Here is a 16,973-nt window from a genome sequence, read left to right as displayed (position 1 = left end):
CATCATGAAACGAGCGAACTCGCGAGAACGTCCGAGCCCCGGGCTCGTCCCCTTCCTGGTGATCAGCTTCGCCGGAGCGTGGCTGACCATGGTCCCGCTGTGGCTCGACGGCCTGCGTCGGACGAGCGCCGCGCAGGAGACGCCGCCGCTGGCGGCGCTGTGCATGATCCTGATGATGCTGGTCCCAGCGCTGACCGCCTTCGGTCTCACCGCGCACCGGCGGGGGGCGCGCGAGGCCGTGCGCGTCCTCGGACTCATGCGGTCCACACCGTGGCGGCATGAACTGCGCTGCGTGAGCGCAGCGCTCACGGTCCCGCTGGGCCTCACCGCCGTCGGACTGGCCGTCTCGACCCTCGCCGGCTGGTACGTCCCGGCGCACCTACCCAGGCCCGGCACGGTCACGCCGCTCGTGCTGAGCGCGCTGGTGTCCGTGCCGCTGTACTTCGGGGAGGAACTCGGCTGGCAGGGCTACATGCTGCCCCGGCTGGTCCAACGCGGCCGGATCCGCGGACTGCTGCTCGGCGGGGCGATCTGGGGGGCATGGCACGTGCCGATGACCGCGCTCGGCGGGAGCTACCCCGGCCATCCGGTGCTGCTGGGGATACCGGTCGCGGTGGTGACCGCGATGCTGCTCGGAACGGTGATCGCGGCCGTCCGGCTCGCTACCGGGTCGGTGTGGGCGGCCGTCGCGGCGCACGTGTCGCTCAACGAGTTCGCGCTGCCGCTGACCCGCCACGTCTCGGGCACGCTCGTCGACCCGCTGCTCGCCGGGCCGTTGAGCATCGCGACCTGGCCGGCGAGCGCCCTCGCGGTGGTGGGCGTCTGGCTGGCGTACCGCCGCCGCGGCGGGCACGGCGTGGTGGCCCGGTTCGGTGGGGAGGACGGCTCCGGGGTGTCCGGGGCGGCCAGGCGTATCTCACCGTAGGACACGGGGAGAGGGGTGTATCCAGGTCCACCCCGGCCCGGTTGCCAGGTGCAATGGTCCGCCGGGCGCCGGGCGGCATCGTGGTCCGCGTACTGATTCATCGCCAGGGACAGGAAGGTGCTCATGGGGCGCATGCATGCGGACTTCGCGGGGCGGACGGAGCGGCGAGGCGGAGTATGGGGCACGGTGGTCATGTTCACGGTCGTGGCCTCCGTGGCGGCTGGGGCGCTGGGGGTGGTGCAGCCGGCGACCGGTATACCGCAAGAGGTCGTGCAACTGACCCAGTTCGGGCCGGCCCTCGCGGTGGGCGCGGCCGCGCTGTACCGGCGCCAGCGGACGTTCGAGCTGCTGCGGGGCGCCGCCGGGGCGGGTTCGGGTCCCGGCCCCCTGGGCGGTGCGGTGCTGCTCGGTGCGGCCGGGCTGATCGTTGCGCTCTGCGTGCTCGGGCACTACGCGGTCCGCGGGGAGGTGCCGTTCACGTCGCCGTGGTCTCTGCAGCACCCGTTCGCGCTGATCGTGGTCGCGCAGCTGGTGGGAGCCTGTGGGGAGGAGGTCGGCTGGCGCTGCTACCTCCAGCCACTGCTGCGCAGCCCTCTGGGGACGATCGCCGCCTCGGTGACGGTAGGCGTGCTGTGGGGAGCCTGGCACGTGCAAGTCTTCGCCCAGGCGCCCCTCTACGCCGCCGGGTTCCTCGTGGCCACGGTGGCGATGTCGGTGGTCCTGGGCATCGCGCTCGAAGGTCTGGGCGGGTGGCGGAGGCTGCTGTACGCGGGCGGCTTCCACGCCCTGGTCAACCTCGGACTGCTCCTCTTCCTGGACGAGGAGTCCGGAGCCATCCTGCCCATGCTCTGCTTCGGGCTGTCCTGCCTGGCGGTGGCCGTGATCGCGGTCGTACTCAGCGGCGGCCGGCGTGCACCGGAGCGAGCGGCGGTGCACGCCGCGACTACCCTGCACAGGACATGAGTTCGAAATCACGCTCACTCCGTGCGGCGTTGTCCCGCCGCTCAGCCGCCGTCGGCCGCTGCCACCTCACCGGTCTGCTGGACCTGCGGGTGACCGCCGTCGGAGCGGGCGTCGTCGGAGCCCTGCTCCTGCTCCCCGTCGGATTGGGCCTGCGCCTGCTGCCGCCCGCCGCGGCCGCGTTGCGTCGCTGCGCCGACCGCGCCCGGCAGCGGGCGGCGCGGTGGTCGGGGGTGCGGATCACCGAACCGGATCCGCTCCCGCGGGCCGCAGGGGCGCGCGCGGTCCTGGCCGACGCCGGATTCTGGCGGGAGCTGGCCTGGGCGTGGGTGGAGCCCACGATGGGCGGTCTGCTGGTCGCCGGACCACCGTCCCTGGTCGTGTACGGGCTGTTCGGAGTGCTCGTGCAGCCGTTCGTGTGGCGGCCCCTGGACGACGGCAACTGGTACGCCTTCGTGCCCGTGCACAGCACCGGCCTGATGCTCGCGGCGGCCCTACTGGGTCTCGGCTTCGCGGCGGCGGGGCTGCTCCTCGCACCGCCCGTCCTGCGCCTGCACGCGCGGTGGGGACAGCGGCTGCTCGCCGCCCCGCGCGTCACCGAACTCCGTCGGCGCGTCGGGGAGCTGACGGACAGCCGGGCCGAGGTGCTGGACGACCGGGCGGCCGAACTGCGGCGCATCGAGCGGGATCTGCACGACGGGGCCCAAGCCCGCCTCGTCGCCCTCGGGATGCGCCTGGACAGCGCGACCCGGCTGCTGGAGAACGATCCGCCGGCCGCTCGGGCCGCGCTGCTGGAGGTGCGCGAGCTGTCCGGGCGGGCCCTTGAAGACCTGCGCGGCCTGGTCCGGGGCATCCAGCCGCCGGTCCTGGTCGATCGTGGTCTGGGCGACGCCGTGCGCTCCCTGGCCCTCGACAGCTTCCTCGACGTGGATGTCGACGTCCGGATGGCCGGACGGCTGCCGGCCGCCGTGGAGTCGGCCGCCTACTTCGCCGTCAACGAGCTACTGGCCAACGCGGCGAAGCATTCCGGTGCCGGCCGCGTGGGCGTCCTGCTGGTGCATGAGGACATGGGCACCGGCGGGCCGCGGCTGCGCGTCACCGTCACCGACGACGGCCGCGGTGGTGCGGATCCCTCCCGGGGGACCGGGTTGCTCGGCGTCCGGGGGCGGTTGGCTACCTTCGAGGGGAGCCTCGTCCTGCACAGCCCGCAGGGCGGCCCGACCACCGTCACCTTGGAGATCCCGTGCGCGTCGTCCTTGCCGAAGACCTCTTCCTGCTGAGGGACGGCCTGGTCCGCACGCTCACCGAGCAGGGCTTCGACGTCGTCGCCGCTGTGGACAACGGCCCCGGACTGCTGCGCGCGCTGGTAGAGGAGCGGCCGGACGTGGCAGTCGTCGACGTACGCCTGCCGCCGACCCACACCGACGAGGGCCTGCAGGCCGCGCTCGAAGCCCGGCGCCGCCACCGCGGGCTCCCGGTGCTCGTGCTGTCACAGTACGTCGACCAGCTCTACGCGAACGAGCTCCTGTCGAGCGAAGACGGCGCGGTGGGCTACCTGCTGAAGGACCGGGTGACCGACAGCGACCAGTTCGTCGACGCCGTACGCCGTGTCGCGGCGGGCGGCACCGTCCTGGACCCGCAGGTGATCGGACGCCTGCTGGCACGTGGCGAGGCTCGCGGCACCATCTCCGCCCTGACCGCGCGCGAGCGCGACGTGCTGGAACTCATGGCGGAGGGCCGCTCCAACGCCGCCATCGCGGGAACCCTCCACTTCAGCGAGAGCGCCGTCGCCAAGCACACCGCGAGCATTTTCGCGAAGCTCGGCATCGCCCCGTCGGCGGAGGACAACCGCCGGGTCCTCGCGGTCCTCGCCTACCTGCGGCGCTGAGCGGTCCGCCGGCACCCGGGACGCTGGGCGCCGGCAGACATGCCCGGCTGTGTCTATCGGTTCCGTTCCCACCCGGCCCGCGTGAGCTCATACTCGACCTCACCATGTTCGGAGCCCTCGATGGCCTCCGGCCAGTCCCCGGTGAAATGCCGGAGAAGCGACAGGCCGGACTTCTGCCGGCCGTTGGAGAGCCGTCTGTCTTCTCAGGGGCGAACGCGTTGGTGACGGTCGGACCCGGGCCCCGGGTCGGCCCGCCCGAAGATCTCCGTCCCGATGCGCTGCCGGGCGGCAGCCGTTCCCGCAGTGCGGCGACGACGTTCGCCACCTGCTGGTCGTCGCCGATCCACGGCGGCACGCCGTGCAGCAGGGCCGCGACCGGCCGGCTGGGATCGAACCGGGCGGCGGCGTCGCCCAGGCCGGTGCCGTCTTCTTCACTCCCCCGCCAACGTCACCTCGCCACCTACGCGGCCCTGCCGTTCGCGGCCCGCCTCACGCTCGTCCCGGCGCTGCCCGGAAAGACGCCGGGCTCGTCGGCGCGGCGGCGCTCGCCCCTGGCCGACCCCGGCGCCTCACCCGCTGCACCCTGACCGGGAGCTCGTCCCGGCGGCGCTGTACGTCAGGAGCGCCGTCGGCGGCGCAGGTGCAGGAGCCCTCCGCCTGCCGCCGACAGGGCTGCCGCGCCGGAGGCGGCAGGGAGCCAGGGACGTGAGGAACCGGCGGCAGCGGCCGTCGTGGTGGGGGCCCGGTCTTCGACAGGGGCGTAACCGCCGGCGAGGCCCTTGCGGTCGTAGGCCGAGCCCGGGAGCTTGTCGCTGTAGCGCTTGGCGACGAGTTGCTGGTAGGCCTTGAGGGTGACGTGCTGCTTGCCTTGGAGGGCCACGCCGGCCTCCTTGTTGAGTGGTTCGACGGTGCCATTGCTGGTCACCCGGTACCAGGCGTGGATCTGAGGTTCCATGAAGGTCTGTTCCTGATCGGTGCCGCGCTCGGCGGTGCTGACATCCGCGTCGCCGTCGCGGATCCCCGCCAGCTCCCAGGCGTGGCCGCCCTGTTTCTGGGCGAGCAGGACGGCGGCCTGGTGGCCATTGGCCGCGGAGACACGGGAGACGAGGTAGGAGAGCCGCAGAGCCGAGGCGGCGGTCGGCTTGGTCTTGCCGGTGACGAACTCGGGTGCGAGTTCGTAGAGCGGCACGGGCTTCTTGAGGTCGAAGCCGGGTGACGTGGTGGGGGCTTGGACGAGGCCGCGCGGGTTGCCGGCCGTGCCGCCGTCTGCGCCGGCGGCCGGCGTACGGTGCTCGGCGGCCGTCAGGAAGCGGGAAACGGTGTCGTGGACCTGGCCGGAGCGCAGCACTTGCTGAGCGGCGGTGTAGTCGGTCGCGGCGGGTGCGGTGGGGCGGTCGGCGGCTTGCGCGGGAGCGCCCGCGCACAGGGTGGCGGCAGCGGCGGCGAACAGGATGGCGGCGCGTGTGGTTGTACGGTGCATGGTGGGTCCCCTAGCCGTGGATGCCTGTGCGCGTGTGGGTCCACCGGAAGGAGTTGTTTCCGGCGTAGGTGGAGTAGTCCCACCAGGTGTAGGTCTGGGTGCTGGGCCACGGGTCGCCGACTGCCACCATGTTGCTGGTGCTGTCGTAGCCGTAGATGACGTTCATGTGGCCGCCGCCGGAGGTCCAGCCGATGCGGACGGCGAGCGGGCGCCCGTTCGCGATCTCGTTCTGGGTCTCGCTGAAGGACGCGCTGCGGTAGAGGTCGGTGCCGCTGTTGCGGAAGCCCATGTTCTTGAGGGCGTTGGCCATGTCGTCGAGCGTGGCGGGCTGGTTGTTGCAGTCCAGCCAGCTGTTCTGGGCGGCCAGTCGGCAGAAGTCGTACTGGGTGTAGCCGGTGTATCCCCAGTAGTTGGCGATGGTCAGGCCCGAGGCGTCCCAACACCACTGATTCTGGACCTGCTTCTGCATGCCGATGTTGAGGACCGTCCAGCTGGTGGGCCGGGTGGAGCTGCAGACCGGCAGGCTGCCGGTGTCCTCGCGGATGAATGCGTCGGCGAGGTAGTACGCGCCGGACCAGATCCAGCGCGAGTTGTTCTCCACGGCGTCGCCGGTGGTCCGGCAGACCATCGGGATGTGGTCGCCGACCGGAGAGCTGCCGGTGATGTTGGAGGACAGCGTGGGCAGAGAACGCTGGTTGACGGTGGCGAAATTCCCCTGGCCGCCGACGACTGTTCCGGTGATGGCGGCCTGGGCCTGCGGGGCGACGGCCAGCAGGAGGCCGGCGGACAGGGCGGCGGCCACTGTGGACGCGAGTGTCCTTCTGCCGCCCGGCCTGCGGGTCGGCGTATGAGCGGGTATGCGGGAAGTCCTGCGGAATCTGTGCATGGGGGGTTCCTTTGTCTTGATCAAGGCGGTCGTCCTGATCAGGAAGGGCGGTTCCGGCGGCGCCGCACTCGGAATGCGGCGAAGCCACCGATGGCGACGAACAGGGCGGCGCCGCCGATGGCCAACGGGGTGCCTACGCCCGGTCCGCCGTCGGATTCGGTACGAGGTGCTGCCGCCCGAGGTGCTGCCGCCGGAGGTGTTGCCGCTGCCGGCGCGGCGGGCGACGGGGCGACCGACGCGGGGGCCACCTCGGCCTGGGACTCGGCGCGGCCGAGCGCCGGGAAGGCTGTCTGTGCCGTGATGGTCCAGCGACCGGCGGGCAGAGCCTCGGCGGTGGTGAACGTTCCGGGCTCACCGGCTACCGGTACGAACCGCCAGGGCCCGACACTGGTGCCGTCGGCCGAGGTGGCGGTGAGGGTGCCGGCGACTTTCTCGTCGACGGGGTGACCGTCGTCCTCCCAGGTCGCCTTGGTGACGGGGTGGCCGGCGGACACGCCCGTGACGGTCAGATGGATGGTGTCGCCGTGGGCGTGTGCCGTGGCCGCGGAGCCTAGGAGGAGCAGGCCGGTGAGGGCGGTGGTCACTGCCGTGAAGCGGCGATCGGGCATGAGGGGGTGGCTCCGGTGTGAGGGGGCTGGCAGGGGCCGTACGAGGACGGCCCCTGCCGTTGGTGGGGGGTCAGGATGCTTTCTGCAGGGCCCAGTTCTGGTAGTTGGAGGTGTCCGGGTCCTGGAGTTCGAGCAGCCAGGCTCCGTAGTACGGGCGATTGCCGACGCCCAGGACGAGTGAGCTGTTCTTGGCGGTCAGGCGCAGGCCGGTTCCCGACTTGGTGAGTCGCCACTGCTGGGCGTCACTGCCGGAGCAGGGCTGTTGGGCGACCCACTGGCCGGGGGCCGCGGCACCGCCGATCTGCAGGCACTTGCCCGACACGGCCGAGCGAAGGCGCGCACTGCCGCCGGCAACGTCATCGAAGTACCACTGCTGAGGGGTGAACCCGTTGGGCTGGGAACCGACCAGGACGGTGCCGTCCGCGCTCCCGCCGCCCCAGATCTCAGCCGCAAGCCCCGTGTGACCATTGGTCAGCGTGTACCGCGTGCCGGGTTTGGTAGCGGTGCCGCCGACGGGCGGGGTGTGGAACGACAGCGCGCGGCCGGGTCCGGAGTCGCGGCCGGCCTGGTCGCGGACCGAGACGGCGAGCCTGTAGTCGGTGTCGGGCTGCAGGTTGTAGACCCGCGCCGAATTGGGCTGGACCCATGCCAGGTGGCTGTCGTTGAGCAGGAGCTGATACCAGGCTGCGGAGGACGCCGCCGACCAGCTGACCACGGCCGAGTCGGACGTCAGCTGCCCGAGGACCGGGACGGGGCCCGTCGTCGGTCCGGTGCTGCCGGTCGGCGTCGGCGTGGGCTTCGGGGTCGGAGTGGGGCTCGGGTCCGGGTCGGGCCGGGTTCCACCGCCGGTCATCAGGAACTGGTTTTTCGCGACGTTCCAGTGCGTGGCGAGGTAACTGCCCGCCGGTGGATTGGTGTTGTAGTAGTCGTCGTGGTTGCAGTCCAGGCGCTCGTCGTGGCTCTGCTCGCTACAGACGATGCGCATGGTGGGGTAGTACGGCGTGTCCGAGTAGCACATGATGTCCCACTCGTCGGTGCAGTGCGCGCCTCCGCTGCTGTTCGGTGCGCTGTTGTTCACCGCACCGAGGTTGTGTCCGAGCTCGTGCGCCGCGGTGGAACCACTCCAGCAGCCGGCGTCCGTGCGGCCGTAGGAGGGGCCGAAGTTGCTGAGGTTGGCGGCGCCGGGGCGCTCGTCACCGTTGAAGGTACCGATGCCACAGTAGACCTTGGCGTCCGCGAAGATCATGTACTTGCGGTCGAGCCGGTCGAAACCCTTCTGCGCGAGTGCGGAGTTCAGCGCACCGAACTCGGCGAGTGCCGAACTCGCCACCTCCACGTCGAGCACGGACGGCGTGCAGTCGGCTCCGGTCACGTACCGGATGTGCCGTACGCCCCCGGTCTCCTGCGCGCTGGCGAAGTAGATGGTGTCGGCGTCGGCGGCCCACCTGCGGAACGACGCCAGGTACTCGCCGTACCGGTCGTTGCCGGGATCGTGCGCGTACACCACCTGTACCCGGTTGCCCGTGCTCCCGTCGCCGTCGCACTGCACCGCTTGACCACCCGGCGCCGCCTTCCCGCTTCCGGTGCCCTGGGTGGGGGCGGCGGGCGGCGTCTTGGCGGCGGTGCCCGCCTGGCGGGCGTCCACAGAGGCCGTGGTGCCGGAGGACGGCTGTTCCGTGGAGGGCTTTTGGGTGGCGGGGCGGCTTGGCGTTCCGGCCGCTCCCTGTGTCTTCACGGCGGGTGGCGTGTCCTTGGAGATGTCCACCCCCTTGGGGGGCTTGTCGGGACCGTGCGTGCACCGGCCGTCGGCGGTGCGCAGGACGCCGGCGCAACGGTCACCCTTGGGCGCGGAACTCAGGCCCTTGTAGACCAGGCCGCGCTTGCGGTCTTCGTTGGGTATTCGGGCCACCGGTTCCGGGGTCTTGTCGTGTGCGGGTGCCGGAGCGGGACCGTCCACGGCGGCCCGCGCCGCGGTGATCTCAGGTCGGGACGAGTGGTGGTCGAAGACGCCACCGAGCGCCGCTGTAGTGACGAGTGCTCCCGCCGTGACGGCTACCGCTGCGACGAGAATGCCGCGTCTTCGCCGCCTTTGCTGAACCTGTCTTCTGCGACCGGACAAGGCCACACCTCATTTCTGTGGGGGAGTTGTGGTTGGCCGGAAGTGTGCCAGAACGGATGCACGGACTAACAGGGCCTCTTTGTGCGGGGAATGGGAGCGTGCACTGCGGAACAATGCGCGGGACCAGCCGACGCGGCCCCCAAGTTCCTTTCCCTGTACGGGATTTGACTGCACGTGAACCAAAGGTCCATTCCAATGGATGGCAAACCCGAGGGGCGCCACTTAGGAAGATCGTTATCATGGAGTGAGTAGCTCCACTTGTGTGCAATTGCACAGCGTGTCGACGCTCTCGCCCAAGGTCACATTCTTGGGGAATCCGTTTAGGTAAGCCCAAGGCCCGCTTATGGAACCGCCGATGACCCATTGCAGGTACTCGGCTATTGCCTGCTGAAAAGAGCGCTCTCGCCCCTGCACGCCAGTACTGGATATGCGAGCACTGCCCGGTTGCCTCTGCCACGCGGACGAACTGCCGTCATCTGAGTGAGCGTTCGGCGATGCGGCTACCCAACGCGGCGGTGGCCTACGAAGTCCGCCTCGTCAGCGGTTGGGGGCGGGTGGGGCGAGGCGTTTGGCGGTGCGACTGACGATGGCGGATTCGACGTGGGTGATGCTCAGGCCGGTCAGGTCGCGGGAGAGGAACTCATAGAGCGCGGTCAGGTCGGGGAAGTACGCGGCGGCGTGCAGATCGCAGGGGCCGGAGGTTGCGAACGCGCCGTGGACGGCGTGGTGGTCGGCCGGTGCCTGTCCGGCGGTCGCGAGGCGGTCGGGGGGCTGCGCGGAAGAGGAGTTTGGCCTCGACGGCCAGTCCCAGGCGGCGTGGGTCGATCAGGACCTGGGTGGCCAGGCGGTGCTGGGCGGACATGCGCGCGAGGCGGCGGCGCACGGTGCTCTCGGGATATCCGCTGTGTGCGGCGACGGTGGCAGCTGGCAGACGGGCGTCGGGGGTGAGGGTGTCGATGAGGGATTGTTCGAGGGTGTCGGTGTCGATGCCGTAGGGCCCCGATGATGGGTCGGGCGCGGGACCGGGGTCCGGGCCAGGCGGGCTCAGGGCCGCGCGCTCCGTGGCGGTGAGGACGTCGTGGCGCCACTGCGAGCCGTGGCAGGTGCTGGAGCGGGGAGGCGGCGCTCTCGCCGACACGCGCACGGCGCAGCGCTTCCTCGACCGGATGCGTCAGGAACTCTCGACACCGGGGCGACCGCCGGAGGAGGACCGCTGGCAGGCCCGCTTCGACGGCCGCACCTTCGATGTGAGCCGGCCCCTGGACGAGAGCCGCGCCCCCAGTCGTACGCGCGGCCTCGCTGTGGAGGTCGACGCCCACCCCGAAGCCTCCGAAGTCCCGCGCCGGTACGACGCGTTCGAGGGCCTCGTGGACCTCGCCCCGGCCGCCTTCATCCGGGACAGCGAGGGCCACCAACTGTGGACCAACCACGCTTACGCGCACCTCTACGGCACCGTTCCGGACGAGCTCGTCGGCAAGTACATCGAGGACTTCGACGCCCCCGCCGAGGCCGTCCAGTTCCGTGCCCTCGACCAGGAGATCCCGAGCGGGGGGTGCCTCTATGTCCTGCGTCAAGGTCTGTCCGACACTGACCCACACCGCCACCAGCTGTCCGGTGAAGATCTCGGATGCCCGACGGTCCGCCCGCACCAGCAGGACGCTCATCGGAACGACCACGCACAGGCAGATGAGCGTGAGCCAGCCGATGAGTGCGGAGCTGCTGCGGTACACCAGACTGTCGAACCGGTATCGCAGGCGCCGCCAGAGAGACGCCATGTACCGCACCACGCGCCCTCCCCCATGACTACGCGGGCACCCCGTCGACGACCACCGCGCCGTTCACGGCGAGAGGACCGGCCGAAGGGAGCGCCGAAATCGGTCTCCCTCACCCAGAGGTACGAGTCGCCCTCACCCGAAGGTATGAATCCGGCGGCTCGCACGACGACCCGACCGGATACTCGTCCACCGCTAAAAACCCCGGCCCGCGTGGGCCGTACGGGCCAATGCCGCCGAGGCGCTCACGCGTGGTCGGTGCGGCAACGGGTGCGCGTGGCTGCATGGTTGGGGCCATGCGATCACCTGAAAATCCCGGGGTTCCGCCCCGGCGCACCTCCCTGTCCCGGCGCGGCTTTGCCCTGGGTGCGACAGCGACAGCGGCAACAGTCGCGGCGGGCGCGGCCGCGCCCGCCGCCGCGAGCGGGACCTCCGCCGTCGCGCAGCCCGCTGCTGCGGGAACCTCTCAGTCCCAGCGGTGCGTTGATGTGGCGCGGGTCCTGCTGCTGCGCGGACCGGACGGCAAGGAGCTGCTGCCGTCCTACCTCCAGGTGCTGGTGGGCAGTGGCCTTCCCCGGTCGGCCGGTCGGTCGAAGAAGGTGCTGGTGGTGGGGGCCGGCCCGGCAGGTCTGGTGACAGCACTGCTGTTGCGGCGCGCGGGGCACACTGTCACGGTCATCGAGGCCAACGGCAACCGCGTGGGCGGCAGGATCAAGACCTTCAGGACCGGCGGCCATGAGCAGGCCGAGCAGCCGTTCGCCGACCCGCGGCAGTACGCGGAGGCCGGCGCCATGCGGATCCCGCAGAGCCACCCTCTGGTCATGGCTCTCATCGACCACTTGGGGGTGCGACGGCAGAAGTTCCGCCTCGTGGACGAGCACGCCGACGGAAGCCCCGCGCAGCAGACCTGGATCCATGTCAACGGTCTACGGGTCCGCAAGTCCGAGTACGCGCGCAACCCGCAGCGCGTCAACCGTTCCTTCGGTGTTCCCCGCGCGCTGTGGGACGTTCCGTCGAGCAAGATCCTCAGTGATGCCCTGGCGCCGGTCCGGGACGAGTTCAGCGCACAGGGCCCCGACGGGCGCCGCACCGACAAGCCGGCCGGGCAGTTGGTCGCCGGCTGGGCACGGGTCATCGAACGCTTCGGCGACTGGTCCATGCGTCGCTATCTGAGCGAGTATGCGAAGCTCGACGAGGCCACCATCGACCTGGTCGGCTGCCTGGAGGACCTCACCTCCCGCCTCCCCCTCTCGTTCCTCCACAGCTTCCTCGACGCGGCCCTCATCAGCCCCCAGACCACTTTCTGGGAGCTGAAGGGGGGAACCGCGGCGCTGCCCGACGCGCTGCTGAAGGAAGTCGGGCCGGCGGTGCGCTTCGACCGCCGCGTCACGCGCATCGAGTACTGGAGCCCGAGCCGTCCCCACTCGGACGCGGCCCACGTGAGTGCCGCGGGGCCCCATGTCTGGGTCGACACCGTCTCGGAGGGGCGTCAAGAGGCGCCCGTGCGCGAGCAGTTCACCGCGGATCTCGCGGTCGTCACCGTGCCGTTCTCAGGGTTGCGGCACGTCCAGGTCGCCCCTCTCATGTCCTACGGGAAGCGCCGCGCCGTCACCGAACTGCACTATGACAGCGCCACCAAGGTGGTCCTCGAATTCAGCCGGCGCTGGTGGGAGTTCACCGAGGCGGACTGGGAACGAGAACTCGCCACCATCGCGCCCGGACTCCACGACTCCTACCGCAAGGGTCTTGCCCCCGACGACGGCCGACTGCTCGGCCGGCACACCTCCGTCACCGGGGAGCGCCTGTCCGAGAACCAGCGCGCCCACTACGCCGCATACCGTTCCGTCTCGCGCGACCAGCCCGGCGCGGTGGCCAGTTTCGGCGGAGGGTCGGTCAGCGACAACCCGAACCGGTTCACCTTCAACCCCTCCCACCCCGTGCCCGGCAGCCAAGGCGGAGTCGTGCTCGCCTCCTACACCTGGGCCGACGACGCCATGCGCTGGGACGCCTTCGACGACGACGCCCGCTACCCCCACGCCCTGTCCGGACTCCAGGAGATCTACGGCCAGCGCATCGAGGTCTTCTACACCGGCGCGGGACGAACCCAGAGCTGGGCCCGCGACCCCTACGCCTACGGTGAGGCGTCGGTTCTCCTGCCCGGACAGCACACCGAACTGTTCCACGACATCGCCTCTCCCGAGGGCCCCCTGCACTTCGCCGGCGACCACACCTCCCTCAAACCCGCCTGGATCGAGGGAGCGATCGAATCGGCCGTACGCGCCTCACTCGAGGTCCACGGCACCCCATGAGCGGTTCCTCGGGGACTGAATAGCTCTCGAACCAGCGCCTATAGGTCTCACATGGTGCCCCCGCGTCCATCCGGTCAGAGAACTATGATGCACCATCAAATACGCTCCTGACCTGCGGGTTCCTACGGTATGGCGACACGCAATCGCGGCCGTCGAACCCCAGGAAGTGGTACCTGTGGGCGCCCCCGCCACACCTCCCCCACTCGTCACCAACCTCAAGCGGATCGTCGCCGCCAGCCTCATCAAGGACGCACATCACGACCTTCTGGCCCGGCTCACCGCCGATCGCTTCGAAATGACCCAACTCCCTTGCAGAATCCGGGACTTCGCCCGCCCCCGTACACCTCATGAACGAAACACCGACAGGCTTTCACACTGGATCAGCCAGGTCCGCACAGCCGATCTACCCCATCTCCATGCCTTCACCCGGGGTCTCGAACGATTCCTCGACGCCGTGATCGCCGGACTCACACTTCCGTACAGCAACGGCCCCACCGAAGGCGTCAACACCAAGACCAACCGCATCGCGCGCCAGATACACGGACGCGCAGGCTTCACCCTCCTACGCCACCGCATCCTCCTCGGATAGGCCTACCCTCCGTTACCACCGAATGTCAGCCAGGGCCGGTGACGTCCAGACTCCTCCACTGCAGCACCAACCGCATCACCGCCCTGGTGAAGGCCGTCCTCGTCCTTCACCAAGGTGCTCCATGGTTACGGGTAGTGACCGCTCCGGGTGCACCCGAACGCACCACTCGCTAGCCTGGAAGCCGCGCGTTCCGCCCAAACCGTTGCGGCCCGGCCTGTGTCAGTGCCCGCCGCTGATGTCGGCAGAGGAACGAGATCCCATGCCCAAGCGCAGCATCCACGCGGTGACGGCCGCGGCCGCTCTTGCCTGCTTGGCTGCGTACGGCCCCACACCAGGCAGTGCCGTGGCCCTGTCTGCCGGGGCGACCGGGCCCAGCTCGGCCGCCCCTCACTTCGTTCCCGGTCCCTGCCCCAAGACGCCCGAGCCCATCGATGCCCTGGGTACAGCACGGTGCGGAACCCTGCAAGTACCGGAGAACCGCTCCCGCCATGGCGCAAAGACCATCAAGCTGGCGGTGGCGAGGATCCCGGCCGTCTCCTCGAAACCCGCCGCGGAGCCCGTGGTGTTTTTGGCGGGCGGCCCCGGCGCGGACGCGTTCGATGACATTCCCTTCCTCGTCGACTCCGGGCTCAACAAGGACCGTGAGCTGATCATCATGGCGCAGCGGGGAAACCTCTACGACCAGCCGAACCTCGCCTGCCCGGAGATCGACCGGTCCAACGCGCAGGCCGTCGGCCTGCGCTTCGGCGCGCAGCCCGCCCAGCAGCTCATGCTGAAGGCGGTGAAGGAGTGCCGTGACCGCCTCACGCGTGATGGCGTGGACCTGAGCGCCTACAACACCGCGGAGAACGCGGCCGACTTCGCCGACCTGCGCACGGCCCTGGGCATCCGCCGGTGGAACGTCTACGGCTACTCCTACGGCACCGATCTGGCCCTCACCTACCTGCGCCTGTACCCCGACGGGATCCGAGCGCTGGCGATCGACTCGATCACGCCTCCGCAGTCCGCTGTCCTGCCGTGGGGATGGAGCAGCGCCGCCGAGGGGATCGGCAACATCTTCAAGGCGTGCGCGGCCCAGCCGGCCTGCAAAGAGCGTTACCCCGATACCGCCCGGACCCTGACGGAGCAGGTCCGCAAGCTCGAGGCGAAGCCGCTGACCCTCAACGCAACACCGCCCCACGGCGGCAAGCCCGTCAAGGTCGTCCTCGACGGGGGCGCGCTGTTGGACACGATCGTCGCCTTCGGTGTCCGGCCCGAGGACCTGCCGGCGGCACTCACCGAACTCGCGGCCGGCCACCCGAAGCGCTTCGCGACGGCCCGCGCGGCCGGCTCCGTCCAGCACGTCGGCATGTTCGCGCACGGCCTGACGAACTCGGTGGCGTGCAGCGAATGGGCGCCGGGCGCCTCGGAGCGCGATGTGCTTGAGGCCGGGAAGAAGGCCTTCCCCGGCTGGCCCGACACGGTCCTCGCCCAGGTGCCGCAGCTGCCCTACGAGTATCCGGCGTGCGGGATCTGGAAGGTGCCCGACCGTGCCGCCGGCCAGCGCGTGGCCACCGTCAGCTCGGTCCCCTCGCTCGTCATCTCCGGCACCTTCGACGCAAAGACCGGGGTGAGCTGGGCGAAGGGTGTGATCCGCGATCAGTCCCGGTCAACCGCCGTACAAGTACCTGGAATCGGCCACTGGGTGGTCCCGCAGTCGTCGTGCGCGCAGCGCGTGCTGGCGTCGTTCCTCGCTCGCCCGACCGCGCCGGACACCACCTGCGTGAACGGTCTCAAGCCCCAACCGTTCACGATCATCCCCAAATGACCGGGAGGGCAGATGATTCGCGACCACGCGCCCCGTCGCCGGCGTACCGAACGACGACTCCAGACCACCACGTCCGGCATAGCCACCGGCCTCCTGGTCACCGGCCTGCTCGCCGGGCCCGCCCAGGCCCAGTCCCGCACCGGCCCCAGTCCCAGCCCCGGGACACCGATCGGCACAGCCGCCGGTGCAGCCGGTGATGCCAGTTACGAACCGGGCGGCTGTCCCAGGACACCGGAACCGGTCCAAGCTCTCGACGGGGCCCGCTGCGGAACCCTCACCGTGCCGGAGAACCACACCAAACCAGACGGCAAGAAGATCAAACTCGGTGTCGCGATCGTGCCGGCCGCGTCCGGCACACCCAAGTCCGACCCCATCGTGTGGCTCGCCGGCGGTCCCGGCGACGACGCCGTCGGGGAGGCGAAGATGGCGATCGACGGCCATCTCAACCGCGACCGCGACGTAATCTTCATGTCCCAGCGCGGCACCTACTCGGCCGAACCGAACGTCCTGTGCCCCAACATCGACAAGTTCAACGCGCAGTCGGTCGGCCTCGTCTACGACGCCCCGTCGACCGAACGCCTGCACGTCGCCGCCACCAAGGCCTGCCGCGACCAGCTGGCAGGACGTGGGATCGACCTCGGCACGTACAACGACACCCAGAGCTCCGCCGACTACGAGGGCCTGCGCAGCGCGCTCGGCATCAAGCAGTGGAACCTGTACGGCATCTCCTACGGCACCCATCTGGCACTGGTGTACATGCGGCTGCACCCCGAGGGGCTGCGCTCCGTGGGCCTGGACGGCATCCTGCCGCCCTCCAAGGGCGGTTCGGCCCTGACCTGGAGCAGCGCCCGCCAGGGCTGGGACGCACTGTTCAAGGCGTGCGCGGAGCAGCCGGCGTGCAACAAGCGTTATCCGAACCTGTCCGCCACCTTCGACAAGCTCGTCCGCGGCCTGGAATCCAGGCCGGTCACCACCACCGTCACCCTCCCCGGCAACGACAAGCCGGTGAAGGTCGTCCTCGACGGCGGAGCCCTGGTGAACTGGATGACCTCCGCCACCCACATCGCGACCCAAGTGCCTGCCGCCCTCGACGAGCTGGCGAAGGGCAAGCCCGAGCGCATCGCCAGGCAGTGGGCCGGCGGCAGACTCAGCCCCCAGGCCGTGGGCCGCGTCGCGCACGGTCTCAGCTACGGCGTCTTCTGCAGCGAGTGGATCCCGTACGAGACGCAGGAGCGGGCCCTGCGCGGCGGGCAGGAAGCCTTCCCGTCCTTCCCCGAATCAGTGCAGGCCCAGGCCCCGCAGCTCACGTTCCTCCGTCCGGACTGCCAGGCCTGGAACGTGCCCGCGGCACCACGCTCGATCCGGGACGTGACACGCGGCGACATCCCCACCCTCGCCATGTCCGGCAGCTTCGACTCCCAGACCGGTGCGGACAACGGACCATACGTCGCCCGCACCCTGCCCAGGGCCAAGGTCGTCACCATCCCCTACGAGCCGCACGTGGTGTTCGCCACCTCGAAGTGCGCCCAGGAGGTCGCGGTCACCTTTTTCGACGCCCCGGACGCCCCGAAGACCCAGTGCCTCAAGACCCTGGAACCACCCGAGTTCGAGATCACGCCCTGAACCCTCC

12 protein-coding genes and 3 pseudogenes are annotated in these 16,973 nt (G+C 70.3%); 9 read left to right on the top strand and 6 right to left on the bottom strand.

The features are described 5' to 3' along the window. Window positions 1–4 precede the first annotated feature (4 nt). From OG522_RS35530 to OG522_RS35515, 4 genes are all read left to right on the top strand, one after another. On the top strand, window positions 5–925 hold the full coding sequence (locus OG522_RS35530; protein WP_329467155.1) for a CPBP family intramembrane glutamic endopeptidase: 921 nt from the start codon (window positions 5–7) through the stop codon (window positions 923–925). A 123-nt stretch (window positions 926–1,048) separates the two neighbouring features. After that, on the top strand, window positions 1,049–1,888 hold the full coding sequence (locus OG522_RS35525) for a CPBP family intramembrane glutamic endopeptidase (RefSeq protein WP_329467154.1): 840 nt from the start codon (window positions 1,049–1,051) through the stop codon (window positions 1,886–1,888). Next, window positions 1,885–3,165 carry a sensor histidine kinase gene (locus OG522_RS35520; protein WP_329467153.1) on the top strand — a complete coding sequence of 427 codons (1,281 nt, stop codon included), beginning with the start codon at window positions 1,885–1,887 and terminating at the stop codon, window positions 3,163–3,165. Before OG522_RS35525 ends, OG522_RS35520 begins: the two co-directional genes overlap by 4 nt. After that, window positions 3,129–3,773, top strand: a complete 645-nt coding sequence (locus OG522_RS35515) for a response regulator transcription factor (protein WP_329467152.1) — start codon at window positions 3,129–3,131, stop codon at window positions 3,771–3,773. Before OG522_RS35520 ends, OG522_RS35515 begins: the two co-directional genes overlap by 37 nt. 53 nt (window positions 3,774–3,826) lie before the next feature. Here OG522_RS35515 and OG522_RS35510 read toward each other — a convergent pair. Next, a pseudogene (locus OG522_RS35510) lies at window positions 3,827–3,949 on the bottom strand (GNAT family N-acetyltransferase); the annotation flags it as partial. A gap of 45 nt (window positions 3,950–3,994) precedes the next feature. On the opposite strand from OG522_RS35510, the gene OG522_RS35505 reads away from it, so the two are divergent. Then, a complete protein-coding gene (locus OG522_RS35505) occupies window positions 3,995–4,360 on the top strand; it encodes a hypothetical protein (protein ID WP_329467151.1) in 366 nt (121 codons plus the stop codon). A gap of 29 nt (window positions 4,361–4,389) precedes the next feature. Here OG522_RS35505 and OG522_RS35500 read toward each other — a convergent pair whose 3' ends face one another. The 5 genes and pseudogenes from OG522_RS35500 to OG522_RS41345 all read right to left on the bottom strand — a co-directional run. Continuing rightward, window positions 4,390–5,253, bottom strand: a complete 864-nt coding sequence (locus OG522_RS35500) for a hypothetical protein (RefSeq protein WP_329467150.1) — start codon at window positions 5,251–5,253, stop codon at window positions 4,390–4,392. A 10-nt stretch (window positions 5,254–5,263) separates the two neighbouring features. After that, the gene (locus OG522_RS35495) at window positions 5,264–6,139 is read right to left on the bottom strand and encodes a papain-like cysteine protease family protein (protein ID WP_329467149.1); all 876 of its coding nucleotides are present in this window, start codon (window positions 6,137–6,139) and stop codon (window positions 5,264–5,266) included. Between the two features lie 38 nt (window positions 6,140–6,177). Beyond that, window positions 6,178–6,747, bottom strand: a complete 570-nt coding sequence (locus tag OG522_RS35490) for a hypothetical protein (RefSeq protein ID WP_329467148.1) — start codon at window positions 6,745–6,747, stop codon at window positions 6,178–6,180. Between the two features lie 70 nt (window positions 6,748–6,817). After that, a complete protein-coding gene (locus OG522_RS35485) occupies window positions 6,818–8,656 on the bottom strand; it encodes an RICIN domain-containing protein (RefSeq protein WP_329467147.1) in 1,839 nt (612 codons plus the stop codon). Window positions 8,657–9,403: 747 nt separating this feature from the next. Next, window positions 9,404–9,565: pseudogene (locus OG522_RS41345) on the bottom strand (Lrp/AsnC family transcriptional regulator); the annotation flags it as partial. Window positions 9,566–10,934: 1,369 nt separating this feature from the next. On the opposite strand from OG522_RS41345, the gene OG522_RS35480 reads away from it, so the two are divergent. The 4 genes and pseudogenes from OG522_RS35480 (at window position 10,935) to OG522_RS35465 (ending at window position 16,966) form a co-directional block, all read left to right on the top strand. Next, window positions 10,935–12,947: a flavin monoamine oxidase family protein gene (locus OG522_RS35480; RefSeq protein WP_329467146.1), complete on the top strand. Its 2,013-nt coding sequence runs from the start codon at window positions 10,935–10,937 to the stop codon at window positions 12,945–12,947. A 241-nt stretch (window positions 12,948–13,188) separates the two neighbouring features. Beyond that, window positions 13,189–13,536, top strand: a pseudogene (locus OG522_RS35475) (transposase); the annotation flags it as partial. A gap of 259 nt (window positions 13,537–13,795) precedes the next feature. Continuing rightward, window positions 13,796–15,343: an alpha/beta fold hydrolase gene (locus tag OG522_RS35470; RefSeq protein ID WP_329467145.1), complete on the top strand. Its 1,548-nt coding sequence runs from the start codon at window positions 13,796–13,798 to the stop codon at window positions 15,341–15,343. A 12-nt stretch (window positions 15,344–15,355) separates the two neighbouring features. Further along, on the top strand, window positions 15,356–16,966 hold the full coding sequence (locus OG522_RS35465) for an alpha/beta hydrolase (protein ID WP_329467144.1): 1,611 nt from the start codon (window positions 15,356–15,358) through the stop codon (window positions 16,964–16,966). Window positions 16,967–16,973 lie beyond the last annotated feature (7 nt).

The organism is Streptomyces sp. NBC_01431, from assembly GCF_036231355.1.
In the GTDB taxonomy this organism is placed as follows: domain Bacteria; phylum Actinomycetota; class Actinomycetes; order Streptomycetales; family Streptomycetaceae; genus Streptomyces.
Note: the sequence above shows the minus strand (reverse complement) of the source record. Positions and strands in the feature narration are given on the sequence as shown.

Coding starts and splice junctions, on each gene's coding strand:
- OG522_RS35530 (WP_329467155.1), top strand. CDS start 5: ATGAAACGAGCGAACTCGCGAGAACGTCCGAGCCCCGGGCTCGTCCCC.
- OG522_RS35525 (WP_329467154.1), top strand. CDS start 1,049: ATGGGGCGCATGCATGCGGACTTCGCGGGGCGGACGGAGCGGCGAGGC.
- OG522_RS35520 (WP_329467153.1), top strand. CDS start 1,885: ATGAGTTCGAAATCACGCTCACTCCGTGCGGCGTTGTCCCGCCGCTCA.
- OG522_RS35500 (WP_329467150.1), bottom strand. CDS start 5,253: ATGCACCGTACAACCACACGCGCCGCCATCCTGTTCGCCGCCGCTGCC.
- OG522_RS35495 (WP_329467149.1), bottom strand. CDS start 6,139: ATGCACAGATTCCGCAGGACTTCCCGCATACCCGCTCATACGCCGACC.
- OG522_RS35490 (WP_329467148.1), bottom strand. CDS start 6,747: ATGCCCGATCGCCGCTTCACGGCAGTGACCACCGCCCTCACCGGCCTG.
- OG522_RS35480 (WP_329467146.1), top strand. CDS start 10,935: ATGCGATCACCTGAAAATCCCGGGGTTCCGCCCCGGCGCACCTCCCTG.
- OG522_RS35470 (WP_329467145.1), top strand. CDS start 13,796: ATGCCCAAGCGCAGCATCCACGCGGTGACGGCCGCGGCCGCTCTTGCC.
- OG522_RS35465 (WP_329467144.1), top strand. CDS start 15,356: ATGATTCGCGACCACGCGCCCCGTCGCCGGCGTACCGAACGACGACTC.